At 61.4% G+C, this 11821-nt stretch carries 12 protein-coding genes and 1 tRNA gene; 8 read left to right on the forward strand and 5 right to left on the reverse strand.

Going from position 1 to position 11821, the window contains the following annotated elements; all coding sequences use genetic code 11:
- Nucleotides 1-738 (forward strand): transposase (locus tag BW11_RS10795; protein WP_140445757.1); only part of this gene is annotated, 738 nt, incomplete at its 5' end.
- Here the strand turns inward: BW11_RS10795 and BW11_RS10800 are convergent.
- Together BW11_RS10800 and BW11_RS10805 are read right to left on the reverse strand one after the other, a co-directional pair.
- Nucleotides 718-1305 (reverse strand): DUF3800 domain-containing protein, encoded by a 588-nt coding sequence (locus tag BW11_RS10800; protein WP_258184676.1) that lies wholly within the window; start codon nucleotides 1303-1305, stop codon nucleotides 718-720. The genes BW11_RS10795 and BW11_RS10800 overlap by 21 nt on opposite strands.
- Before the next feature lie 734 nt (nucleotides 1306-2039).
- Complete coding sequence (locus tag BW11_RS10805; protein ID WP_107044263.1) at nucleotides 2040-3464, reverse strand: MFS transporter; 1425 nt, start codon at nucleotides 3462-3464, stop codon at nucleotides 2040-2042.
- A gap of 140 nt (nucleotides 3465-3604) precedes the next feature.
- Between BW11_RS10805 and BW11_RS10810 the strand changes: the two genes are divergently transcribed.
- Complete coding sequence (locus tag BW11_RS10810; protein WP_150384028.1) at nucleotides 3605-4525, forward strand: LysR family transcriptional regulator; 921 nt, start codon at nucleotides 3605-3607, stop codon at nucleotides 4523-4525.
- Nucleotides 4526-4580: 55 nt separating this feature from the next.
- On the opposite strand, the gene BW11_RS11930 is transcribed toward BW11_RS10810, so the two are convergent.
- Nucleotides 4581-4787 (reverse strand): hypothetical protein, encoded by a 207-nt coding sequence (locus BW11_RS11930; protein WP_258175627.1) that lies wholly within the window; start codon nucleotides 4785-4787, stop codon nucleotides 4581-4583.
- Nucleotides 4788-4848: 61 nt separating this feature from the next.
- Here BW11_RS11930 and BW11_RS11935 point away from each other — a divergent pair, with 61 nt between their 5' ends.
- Nucleotides 4849-5172, forward strand: a complete 324-nt coding sequence (locus tag BW11_RS11935; RefSeq protein WP_258175626.1) for a hypothetical protein — start codon at nucleotides 4849-4851, stop codon at nucleotides 5170-5172.
- A gap of 258 nt (nucleotides 5173-5430) precedes the next feature.
- Here BW11_RS11935 and BW11_RS10820 read toward each other — a convergent pair.
- Nucleotides 5431-5507, reverse strand: a tRNA-Pro gene (locus BW11_RS10820).
- A gap of 72 nt (nucleotides 5508-5579) precedes the next feature.
- On the opposite strand from BW11_RS10820, the gene BW11_RS10825 reads away from it, so the two are divergent.
- From BW11_RS10825 to BW11_RS10835, 3 genes are all read left to right on the forward strand, one after another.
- A complete protein-coding gene (locus BW11_RS10825; protein ID WP_258175663.1) occupies nucleotides 5580-6878 on the forward strand; it encodes an ABC transporter permease in 1299 nt (432 codons plus the stop codon).
- A gap of 170 nt (nucleotides 6879-7048) precedes the next feature.
- The gene (locus BW11_RS11940) at nucleotides 7049-7579 is read left to right on the forward strand and encodes a hypothetical protein (RefSeq protein WP_258184675.1); all 531 of its coding nucleotides are present in this window, start codon (nucleotides 7049-7051) and stop codon (nucleotides 7577-7579) included.
- Between the two features lie 115 nt (nucleotides 7580-7694).
- Nucleotides 7695-7976, forward strand: a complete 282-nt coding sequence (locus BW11_RS10835; protein WP_140445758.1) for a hypothetical protein — start codon at nucleotides 7695-7697, stop codon at nucleotides 7974-7976.
- Nucleotides 7977-8211: 235 nt separating this feature from the next.
- On the opposite strand, the gene BW11_RS10840 is transcribed toward BW11_RS10835, so the two are convergent.
- The gene (locus BW11_RS10840) at nucleotides 8212-9108 is read right to left on the reverse strand and encodes a hypothetical protein (RefSeq protein ID WP_140445759.1); all 897 of its coding nucleotides are present in this window, start codon (nucleotides 9106-9108) and stop codon (nucleotides 8212-8214) included.
- 250 nt (nucleotides 9109-9358) lie between these two features.
- Here BW11_RS10840 and BW11_RS10845 point away from each other — a divergent pair, with 250 nt between their 5' ends.
- Both BW11_RS10845 and aroA read left to right on the forward strand, forming a co-directional pair.
- Nucleotides 9359-10348 (forward strand): hypothetical protein, encoded by a 990-nt coding sequence (locus BW11_RS10845; protein ID WP_140445760.1) that lies wholly within the window; start codon nucleotides 9359-9361, stop codon nucleotides 10346-10348.
- 126 nt (nucleotides 10349-10474) lie between these two features.
- Nucleotides 10475-11812: a 3-phosphoshikimate 1-carboxyvinyltransferase gene (gene aroA / locus BW11_RS10850; protein ID WP_181162614.1), complete on the forward strand. Its 1338-nt coding sequence runs from the start codon at nucleotides 10475-10477 to the stop codon at nucleotides 11810-11812.
- The last annotated feature ends 9 nt before the right edge of the window (nucleotides 11813-11821 follow it).

Raw genomic sequence — 11821 nt, forward strand, 5'->3', positions numbered from 1 at the left:
ATCACCGTCGTCGTCGACCACGAGCGGCGTCGGGTGATCTGGGCGCACGACGGGTACGGCAGGGACGTGTTCGACCTGTTCTTCCAACAGCTCACCGACGAGCAGAAAGCGTCCATCCGGGTCGTCACCGGCGACGGCGCCCGCTGGATCGACTCATGCGTCAAGGAGCACTGCCCGAACGCGGAGCGCGTGCTCGACGGGTTCCACATCGTCAGCTGGATGACCGACGCGCTCGACAAGGTGAGGAAGCGCCTCTGGAACGATGCGAGGCGCGACGGCGACCGGGAGGCGACCAAGCGCATGCGCGGCGTCAAATACGCGGTCCTGAAGAACCCCGACCAATTGACCGACCGGCAGGACGAATCCCTCACCGCATTGGGGAACACGGACCCCAAGGGCCAGCTCTACCGCGCCTGGCAGCTCAAGGAGCTCCTGCGCACCCTGCTCAAGCACCCGCTCGGACAGGCCACCGCGGAACTCAACCACTGGGTGTTCTGGGCGTCCCACAGCCGCATCCCCGAAATCGTCGAACTCTCCAAAAAGATCCGCAGACGCCGCCCCGACATCCTGCGCACGATCGAACTCGGCTACTCCAACGCGAGACTCGAGGCGTTCAACAACCGGATCAAGGTCACCATCCGCATGGCCTACGGCTTCCACCACGTCGACAACCTCATCAGCCTGATCATGCTCCGATGCGGCGGCCTCGACATCCGACTACCCCAACCCGCCAACTAACCCACGAAAACAACAGAAGCCTCTCAAATCGGCGGTCTGCTCCAGACGATAGTCCTTCGGTTGCGCATCGCGATACACGACGGCCTCCTTGGATAGCGCATAGTCGATGGATGCTTTCAGCGCGTTCGATACGATTTGCTGCCCATTGTCGTAGTACACCTTGATTGTCTCGTACGATTGGAATTCGTGGAGATGCGATAGGAAGAAGTCCGCAAGATCGCGTTTGAGCTGTGCTTCGAATCGGGTCCTGTCACCGTCGAACATGCTTTTGCGATGGGCGAACGTCACGTACCGGAACGGAAGGTTGCGGGCGAGCGTGAAGAACGCGAAGAACAGTCTCTTGCGATCCGCGAACGGCATGCCCTCGTAATCGTCGTGCCCGTTGAACAAAGGACCGGCATGGAACGGGATGTCCGGCAAGGCCGAATCTGTCAGATGCCGTTCATACTTCTCGATGTGCGTGGTTATGGGCGTGGACTGCACATGGAACACCAGCGTGATGAGATAGTATTCGGACAGCTTGCCCCATTCGCCGGACTCGTCCACGAAGATGCTCAATTCGCTCAACCGATTCCCCTGACAAGACGGCGGATAAAGGAATGCCGGGGGAATACCCCCGGCGACTTGGAGCCTCGCCCTTACGGGACGAAGCGTCACCATTATGACAGAACCAGATCTGACATGCAAGAGCCAGGATTCATGATGGCTATACTAATGGCGAATGCCCCGGAACGTCACTCATGCGAAACATCATGAAACACTGGTGCTTTTTCTTTCCGGTACAGCTAATTGAGGCTAAGGTGTGCGGTCATTGACTGAGTGTTACCGCGCAGGGGGGCACATATCAAGAAAAAAAAGCCCTGCTTTCCAAGCGGGAGTAGGGCTTTCGGTCGGGCTGACGGGATTTGAACCTGCGACATCCTGTTAGGATCGGGGGTTCTTGGCTCGGGCCGCCGGTCTTGGCTCACCTTGAAACCGTTGGAATTATGCCGTTCTTGAGTTTTGAATTTCTTTGTTCAGACCACCCGGATTGGTAAATCGTGACGGTCATTGTTGGCAAAATGTTAGCGTCCCAGACCATCGAAACAGCTTAAACACTCGGCGCGTCGAAACACTGCCCCAGATGCTCTGTTAGCATCACTGCCCTTCATGATGACGATCTTCTCCGAACAGGTGATTGAAGAGAACTTGACCCGCTCTCCCCATTCACCCTAATTGGAGCTGAATGCGGAATAATCGACCCGTCTCCAACGACTGTCGTTCAAGTGTGGCGGATATCGCCATGAACGGGACGCCCGAAGTCAGCGCTCAGCCCAGCGCAGCCGAGCGTAGGCGAATGCGCAGATGAGCAGCAGGGCGGCCGCGATGAACACGGCGCGCAGGGAGCCGTCAAGCGAGGGTGTGAAGGTGGCGACCACACCGAACACGGCCACGCCGATCGCGCCACCGACCTGACGGAACGTGTTGAACACCGCGCTGGCGATACCCGCCTGCTTCTGCTCCACGCTCACCAGCACCAGTCCGGACAGTGCCGGCGTGACCAGTGCGCCGCCAAGGCCGACGACGCTCAGGGCGACGGCGATCACCCATGCGGGCATTGGAGCCGGCACCAGCACCGCGGCAAGGAACCCGACGGCCATGGCAATCAGTCCAATGGACACGGTGAACCGGGTGCCCATCGAGTTGATGACCTGCCCGCTGAACACGTTGATGACCACCATGACCACCGCGGAGGGAATGAACACCAGCCCGGCGGCGAACGGGCTCATGCCCTGCTCGCTTTGCAGGAACAGGGTGGAGATGAAGACCATACCGAACCAGTTGAAGATCATGATGAAGCCCACGATCAGCGAGATGCGCATGCCGTCGTTGCGGAACAGGTTCAGCGGCACCATCGGATGCCCGACCTTGGCTTGTGCGATCACGAACAGCACGAGTGCGGCGACGCCGACAGACAGCAGCGCGAGCGTCACCGGTGAGGAGATGCCCAGGGAACCGATTTCGATGACGCCGGCCACCAGCGAGGCGAGACCAATCAGCGCGAGCGTCTGACCGAGCCAGTCGAACGAGATGGCACGGGTGGGCGATGGTGCAACCTTCGGTGCAAGAGCGAGCACAATCAGGCAGAACGGCACGTTGACCGCGAAAATCAGGCTCCAGTGGATTGGTGTGAGCAAACCGCCGAACAGTGGGCCGAACGCGGATGCCGAAGCCGAGCCGGCGCCCCACAGGCCGAGGGCGAACGCACGGCGGCGCGGATCGGGATTGGCCTCGTTAATCAAGGCCATCGACGCCGGCAGGATCAGGGCTGCGGCCACGCCCATCAGGCAACGGCCGACGATGAGCACCAGCATGGTCCACGCGAAGGTGCTCAGCAGGGATGCCGCTCCGAACAATGCCGTGCCGAAGAAGAACATGCGCTTGGCACCGAACTTGTCAGACAGACTGCCGGCGAGCAGCAGCAGCGAGGCGAACAGCAGCGTGTACCCGTCGATCATCCACTGCTGCAACGCCATATTGCCGCCAAGGTCGGCGGTGATGGTCGGCAGTGCCACGTTGACAATCATGGTGTCCATACCGGTCAGGAAGAACGCCAGCGAAGTGGCGAAAGTGGTCAGCCCGGCGCTGTAGCGGGCCGAGCGACGCGATGCGCGACGGGTTTCACGCTCAAGGCTTTCGTCTTCGCACACGAGGCCGAGGGCTGCGGATTCGTTGATTGATGTCATACTCACCTATATCCCATTGGTTTACATGTTTCCGTTTGGTTATTGCAATAGCTATGGTATTCTTCAAGACATCAGTAGAATAGTATTTTATAAATGCTTATGGCTTACATCCTATAAACCTTTGGTTTATGGAGGTCGCAATGTACGACAGAAGACTGGACGCGGTGATCGCCGCCGCGCAGACCGGCAGCTTCGCCAAGACCGGCCATCGCCTGCATATTTCCACGCCGGCGGTGGCCAAACAGGTCAATACGTTCGAAAGGGAATACGGCCTGACGCTGTTCGACCGATCGCGCAGCGGCGTGCAACTCACCAAAGCCGGCCGAGAGTTCGTCGAGGACGCGCGGATGATTGTGCGCCAATGCGAGGAGATCCTGCGCCGTGCGCAACAACGTGGCACCGACGGCATCGCCACCGTTCGTCTTGGCGTTTCCATCCTGCGCCCCGGCCGCCGTATCCTCGACCTATGGCAACGCGACGCCGGCAAGCACACCGACATCCGCCTGGAACTGGTGTCGATGCCCGACGACTCCGAAGCCATCAACGACATCATCACCCATCTTGGCGAAAACATCGACCTGATCTCCACGGCGTTCGACACCGGCTATTGGAACGACACATGCAGCACCGTCGCCCTCGATTCCGAGCCACTGTGCGTGGCCGTGCCACGCAACCACACGCTGGCGAGACGCGCACGACTCACATTGAAAGACCTCGAAGGCACGCGCATCCGCATCCTCAAGCGCCATCGCGGCGCCAACGACACGGCTCGGGACTTGTTGGAACAATGCCCTGCCATCGATCTGATCGACATCGACCGCTACGACCTTGACACGTTTAACGACTGCGCCGAATCCGGCGACCTGCTCATCTCCAAACCGATGTGGGCCGGCATTCACCCACAGCTCGTCAACGTAGCCGTGGACTGGCCCGAACCGGTCATCATGCACTACGGGTTGCTCTATCCGCTCGATGCCACCCCGGCAATTCGCACGTTTATCTCCCGCATCGCCGCACTATCCGGCCTTACTGGCGAACCCCGTGCACTACCTCATTCATGATCCTTGGGCCTTTGTCTTCCGGCTCCTGGCTTGCGGGATTGGTGACATCCGCCGTCTACTCGATAGACCGTGGCTCGTGTTCGAGCACGAGTTTCATCTTGCTGTTGTCCATCAGCCACGAGTACAGGTTCCGGTCCAGAATCATCGCCAGATCGAAACAGGCCCGCACCGCGTCCGCCAGTGTGATGCGCCGGTTCTCGCCCGGCAGCGGGACGCCGTTGACGAGCGGCTCGTGGTGGGCGACCCCGGTTGCGCAGGGCATGCACGGTCTTGACAATGTTCAGCGCGTAGTTTCTTGTCCACTTGGCGTTCGCGTCCGCTGCGTGCCGACGGCCGCCAGGGAAGGACTTGGCGATGCCTTTGCGCCAGAACCCGAACGTCAACGCCGCGACGAGATGGCCATGCGTGTGCCATTTCTTCTGCTGGATGGTGAGATGGCCCCATGCCTCACGGATCTGACGCTGAGTACGGTCGTCGAAACGCAGCCCCGCCATGTACCAGTCCTTGGTGCCGGCCTGCTCCAAGGCGATGAGGGACAGCTGCCGATCCATGTGGTTGCGCAAGGCGACTTCAAGGATGGCGATGTCGCCCATGCACGCGCTGGCCATGTCATGATCCCACAGGTACAGTCGCAAAGCCGGGCATGAACGTCTCCGTGCTTCGGAGTCATGGGATGAGAGCCGTTCGTCGGTGATGCACGAGCATAACGCCCTCTCCTGTGGACTGCCCTTCCGAGGAGTCTGTGAGAGGAAATCGGCTGCTGGGTTTGACTGTCGGCTCATAACCCGTTATCATCTTCCCAAGAAATCCCCCAAAGGGCCTCTCCGGACGGTCTTCGACTGAGCCGTGATGCACTGGGGGTTCTCTTTTAAAGAGGGCTACTTCCCTTGGAAGTAGCCCTCTTGTGGTCGGGCCGGCGGGATTTGAACCCGCGACATCCTGCTCCCAAAGCAGGCGCGCTACCAAACTGCGCTACGGCCCGTATTCGTGCCCAGTATCAGGCACAACCAGTCATTGTACAATACAGGTGGACGTGACACGAAGGAGGTAGAACATGGGCCGTCATCAACGTGCGGAGACCGGCGGCCTGATCTCGTTCATCCTGTGCGCCTGCGTCGGTGCCATCGGCATGAACCTCTATCTGCAATACGCTCCTGCCATCTGGCAGGTCTCGCAGCGCCGGTTCACCGTCTGCGCGGGCATCGTCGCCGCCTGCGCCGTAGTGTCGTTCTGCGTCGGATACATCTCCAACTCCCGCTCGATGACCCTGAAGAACGGCTGGCTCGCGCCGATCCGCCGCATCATCGAGACGCTGGCCCTCTCCACCGTGTACGCCGCGACCACGTTCCTGTCGTCGTTCGCGCTGCTCGGCGCGATCAACGAGATGATGGGCACGCTGTTCGTCGGATACATGTCGTCGGTGTGCGCCGCATTCGCCGGAGTCGTCGGCTATATGACGTTCGTGCAGGCGGAGATGATGAGCGCGAAGACCCTCGCCTCCCTGCTGCCGTTCTTCGTGATCGCCGGTGTGAGCGTCGCGGGACTGACCACGGACGACCCGTACTGGTATCACAACAACTTCTCCCAGCTGGGGGACAGGACCACCTTCGCCGCCACGATGTTCAACTCCACGCTGATGCTGGCCGGCGTGTGCATCATCATCGTCAGCTACTTCGCGGTCTCCGAACTGCTGACCACCGAACGACTCATGCGCCTATGGCACGACCACACGCGCGACGACCCCAATCGCGGCTACGACATCCCACATTTCGTCACGCGCATGACCGTGCTCGCCGTACTGCTCACCCTGTCCGGTCTCGCATTCATAGGCATCGGCGCGTTCCGCTACACGCCGCACAACCTGATGCACAACATCTGCGCGAAGGGACTGCCGTTCATCATGCTGCTGCTGTTCCTGCTGCTGCCATGGCTCGCACCACGCATCGGCAAGGCGGTGATGGTCGTCTCCGATCTCGTCGCACTGGTGTGCGCGGGATTTTGGGCCAACATGATGCTCGGCCACAACACCCTGACCAACGTCGAAGCGCTCGCCGGCCTGCTTTTCCTCGGATGGTTCATCGTCTTCTCCAGGCAGATCGCCGCGATCGAGGCGGATCGTGTCACGATGCAGCTCGTGCGTCATCAGGCGCAGCTGCAGTTCGAGGACAATGGTGAGGGACAGTCGGACGACAACGCCCAGATCGACTCCGACGTCGATGCGAGTACCGGCACCGGATCGCAGACCGTTCCCATGAGCATCACGGCGAACGTCACAGCCGGCACCTCCATACACACGGGCACACATAAGCCGTCAACCGCCATGCCGGAGTCGCGCATCGCCTCCGACCGCTGATCCGTTCGATCGACATCCCATTCGATCCGCAACACGTCCGGACCGCGCTACGATGAACCCATGAGCAATTCGCAACGAGGCACATCGTCGACAACCGGGGACTGGCTCCCACCCGTGTCCCCGATCCGTATGCGCCCATGCCGCGCATCGTTCCCGAGGGGACGGTGGCCATGCGTTTCATCGATCTGGTCGGCAGACCCGTGTTTCTGCTCATGTTCCTCATGATGCTGTGCGCCGGCGCCGCCGAGCAGGGAATGAGCGGCGATCTGGGATGTGCGGGAGGTCCGTCGTTGGTTGGTTTCTTCGCCTCCGCCAACGGCGACGATCTCAGGACGGGTCTGTTGTTCGGATCCCTCTTCGCGCTGATTCTGCTCGTGTGCGTCTTCGTCGCCGGACGGATGAGACGTGCCAGGTCCGGATTTGCGGTGGCGACGCGAGACGGCAAATCCCCAGCTAGTATCCTGCGCCGTATATTCATTGTTGAATTGACCACTCCTCAGACCTGCTTCAGACCTGCTTCGCGGTCTGGCTTGTCCTGCGATTACGGACGCGCTGCGCGCGTCATGCTGGCTCGCCTGTCGGCCCCGCACGTTGCCTGCAAACGGCGAAACTGTTTTCTTCACGGTGACGTTTTGGCCAACGGCGACGCCCCGACAAGGGGAGATGGGATGAGACCAACGAATTTCCGGTGGAGGTGCTAGACACTCGGCAGCGCCATCGCAGACTGACTCAATTGTGTGTGTCGCCGGGCCGCGCCACCTCAGTCATGCCGTCCGGCCACGCCTCGGCTGTGCCGTCCGGCCATACTGTCCAGCTGTGCTGCAGCTGTGCCGTCCGGCTATGCTCTGGCTGTGCCGTTCAACGCATTTTTCAGTGTTTTTGGCGTTGAGCGGCACGACGATACGTCATCGCTGCCTCGCCGACTTTTTGACATGTTGTCAAAATGGCTGTTTTCCAACGATTCCGCAATGGCCGGTATCGCAAGGACCGCCCCTGTCGCCGATTGGTCTGCCGTTCAACGCGAAAAACCACCGAAATCGCGTTGAGCGGCACGGTTTTCTGCCGCTCAACGAACATCAACCGATTGACATGCACTGAGTGGCAGCCCCATCGCGACTCATCGCGCATTCATCCTCGATTCACCCCAATCGACGTATCGGCCCCTACGGAATCAAACGTTTTCGCCACTTCCCACCACCCCCTCAACGCCGGATACTACAGGATCGGACGAAGTGTGTGTTCAATAGAAAGTGGGCCGTATGGGCGTGTGGAAAGGCTCCGAAGCGGGCTCGAGGGGGCGGCCAATTCAACAACGAACTTCCAACGCAGGATACTAGGCGATGAACCGCAGGTAGGTGCGGTCGTCGAACGATCTCAGGCCGGCCGTGAAACCCTTCGTGGAACGGTATTCGCGGATGAGCTGCGGATCCTCATGGCGCAGCCGCTCCAGCTCGCGTTCCGAACCGTCCAACGTGGGTGCGAGTAGGGGATAGCCGTCCGAGGCGAGCACCACCTCGTCACCGGGACGGACAGGCACGACTTGGATCGGATACGTCGGATCGGTGAACCCGTCGAACACGAAATAGCCGTATTCACCCCGTCGGTTCGCGAATTGCGACTGGAGCCTCAGGAACGGCAGGATCATCTCTCGTGCGGGATCGTCGGGTGACTTGCGCGTTCCGGCTGCGGTCTCGGCGGTGCCGGCGTCACCGACATCGTCCAAGGTGTCCCGTTCGCCCTCCGCGTCCCGTTTCTTGCCTGCTTCCATGAGATGCAGAGCCTGCGCCGCGAACGACCGCAGGTCGCCCAGCAGCTCGTCCACCTTTTTCAACGTGGGCGTCTGCACGCCGTTGACCATGATCTGGCAGTCGCCGAACAGCCACGCCTCGCCCTTCGACACGCTATACACCACGGCATTGGCCTGAAGACGTTCCAACGGCTCATGTTCGAAGAACGACGGGCCCAGCGGATGCGCCTGATACGCGGCCCGGAACCGTTCATCCACCAGATACTGGACGTCCCTCATGCCCGCATCGGCGGACAGTGACGCCAGCGCATCCAGCATCGTGTCCTTCGCCACCACGCCGCCGCTCGGATCCCACGGATGACGCACGCTCTTGCCGGTCACGCCATCCACCACCGCGGCGAACCGATCCGAGACGAACAGCCCGTCCTCATTGAGCGTCTGATCCGTATGCTTGCCTTGGCAGCACTGCTCGATGATTCTCATGAGACACCTCCGACGTCACGACGATTCCGTCATCCATCGCCATCCACCGTGATCCACTGTATCCATCGTGTATCCTCCGTGCATCCGTGCCCCACGGATGGCCGTTTCTTGGTCAGTCCTCCCGATTACCCTGAGAATGATCACCACCGCATCGGACGGATTCGACCGGACGCTTTCGATAGACGATTGCGCATGACGGCCGATTTCCGTTGCGATTCCGCCATACGATGGCGCAAGCAAGGGAGACCGTATGACCGACGTGCAGGACAGGACCGTCACCGACGACGAACGCGACGAACACGACGAAAGAAACGGCAGTCAGGTCGATATCGTACCGCTTGACGCTCCCGGCATGCGTTCTCCGATCGAAGCACCCGACTTCGACGAGCTCATTCGCCCGGTCGAGCTCAAACGCAGGCGTCCGCCGCTGTCGGCCATCATCGGCACCATTGTCGCCGTAATCGCAGTCGTCGCGGTGGTCGTGGCGCTGATCGTGTTCAAGCCGTTCTCCGCCGTACGCGCCTCCGATTATTCGACGGCCGCGCAGCAGACCTCCACGATGGCCAAGCAGTACGCGGCCACGTCGGCGGCCGTCGACGACGCGTTCAAGTTCCTCTACGCACAGGGCGTCTCCTATGATGCCTCCAAGGAGCAGACCCTCAAGGCGCAGGCCTCCAAACTCGGCAAATCGGTGGACGCATTCGCCGATCTGCGGGCGGCCAAGGATCCCGACGTACTCGCCGCGTACACCGTCTACGCCACGCAGGCCAAGCATTTCGTGCGATTGTCCGAGAACCTGGCGGATTCCGCACAGCCGCTGTCCGCAATGGTCACGGCATGCGGCAAGACCCCCAGCGGAACGATGTACGATACCGACTTCATCACCAACTATGAGCAGTACATCGCCACGTGCAAGGCCGCGGTGGAGCCTCTGGACGACGCGAAGGCACAGGTCGTCTCCGAGTTCTCCTCCACCCTCGGGCGCACGCTCGACCAGATGACCGCGATCATCAACCAGATGAAGGCGATCGGCGATCCCTCGTCGTATTCCTCCAGCTCCGATCAGGGCAAGCAGCTGAAGGATCTCTCCTCGCAGCTCGTCGACCTCGACACCTCCTACGGAGCGCTCAACACCCTTCAGGAGCAGCTGCGTCAGTCACGGGAGAACGCGGACCCGACCGCCCTGCTCGACAAACTCAACGTTGCGATACAGCAGGGATACCAGCACGACGGCAAGTAGCGTCCATTCGTCCCCATATGGGGCTTGGTAGCGTGATGGCTCGGTCCGACGAATGCCCGGCCGATAGGGACACTGCGGTGGACATGCGGCTTCTTCAGTTCGCAGACGCCTTATACGATGGGGCGTATGAGCGAAACGAAGCATGAGAGCCTGTGGGCCGCGCCCACGCCCGATGGCCCGATCGACGCGACCATCACCATCCCCGGCAGCAAGTCCCTGTCGAACCGGTATCTGATCCTCGCCGCATTGGGATCGAAGCCGGTCACGCTGGTGGGACTGCTGCGCTCCCGGGACACCGAACTGATGATGGGTGCCCTTGAAGCGCTTGGCGTGACCTGTGCCGTCGATCCGGACAACGATACCACCGTCACCGTGACACCCCCGGCCTCCGGCCGCTTCCGCGGCAATGTGGACGTATTCTGCGGACTCGCCGGAACCGTGATGCGATTCGTACCCGGTCTCGCGCTGTTCGCAGACGACGCCGTGCGATTCGACGGCGACGAACAGGCGTACGCACGTCCGATGAAGCCCGTACTCGACGGACTCGAGCAGTTGGGTGCGACGATCGAATACCACGGTGAGGAGGGCTTCCTGCCGTTCACGGTCACGCCGCCGAAGGCATTGCCGGATTCCCTTGCCAAGGTGTCGATCGACTCCTCCGGTTCGTCCCAGTTCATCTCCGGACTGCTGCTTGTCGGCTCGCGTCTGCCCGCAGGACTCGAACTGACGCACACGGGGGAGAGGACCCCGAGCCTGCCGCACATCCGCATGACCGTCGCCGACGTCAACGGCGCCGGCGGCCATGCCACGGCCGATGAGGCGCATCACCTGTGGAGCGTCGAGCACGGCGAACTTCAGCTGCCCGAGCGCGTGGTCGTCGAACCGGACCTGTCGAACGCGGCGCCGTTCCTCGGAGCGGCTCTGATCGCCGGAGGGCGAGTCCGCGTGCCCCACTGGCCGGTCGAGACCACCCAGCCCGGTGGTCTCCTGCCCGGATATCTTGAGGCGATGGGCGCGCGCATCACGTTCCCCGAGGAGAGCGGCGTGCGCTACTGCGCCGTGGAATCCGACGGAAGCATCCACGGCCTCGGCGACTTCGACCTGACCGCGGCCGGTGAGATCGCGCCCTCCCTGGCAGCGATCCTCGTCTTTGCCGACAAGCCCACGAACATGATCGGCATCGGACATCTGCGCGGCCATGAGACGAACAGACTCGCCGCGCTCGTCACCGAGATCACGCGGATCGGCGGTCAGGCGGCCGAGCTCCCGGACGGCATCGCCATCATGCCGGTGCCTGCGGACCGGCTGCACGGCGCGGTGATGGAGACCTACGCCGATCACCGCATGGCCACGTTCGCCGCGATGGTCGGACTCAAGGTGTCCGGTGTGGATGTGGTCGACGTCGAAACCACCAGAAAGACGCTGCCCGACTTCGTGGGCATGTGGAACAGACTGCTCGGATAGCTGTTCGAA

It is taken from the genome of Bifidobacterium sp. UTCIF-38 (assembly GCF_006454495.1).
GTDB lineage: Bacteria > Actinomycetota > Actinomycetes > Actinomycetales > Bifidobacteriaceae > Bifidobacterium > Bifidobacterium callitrichos.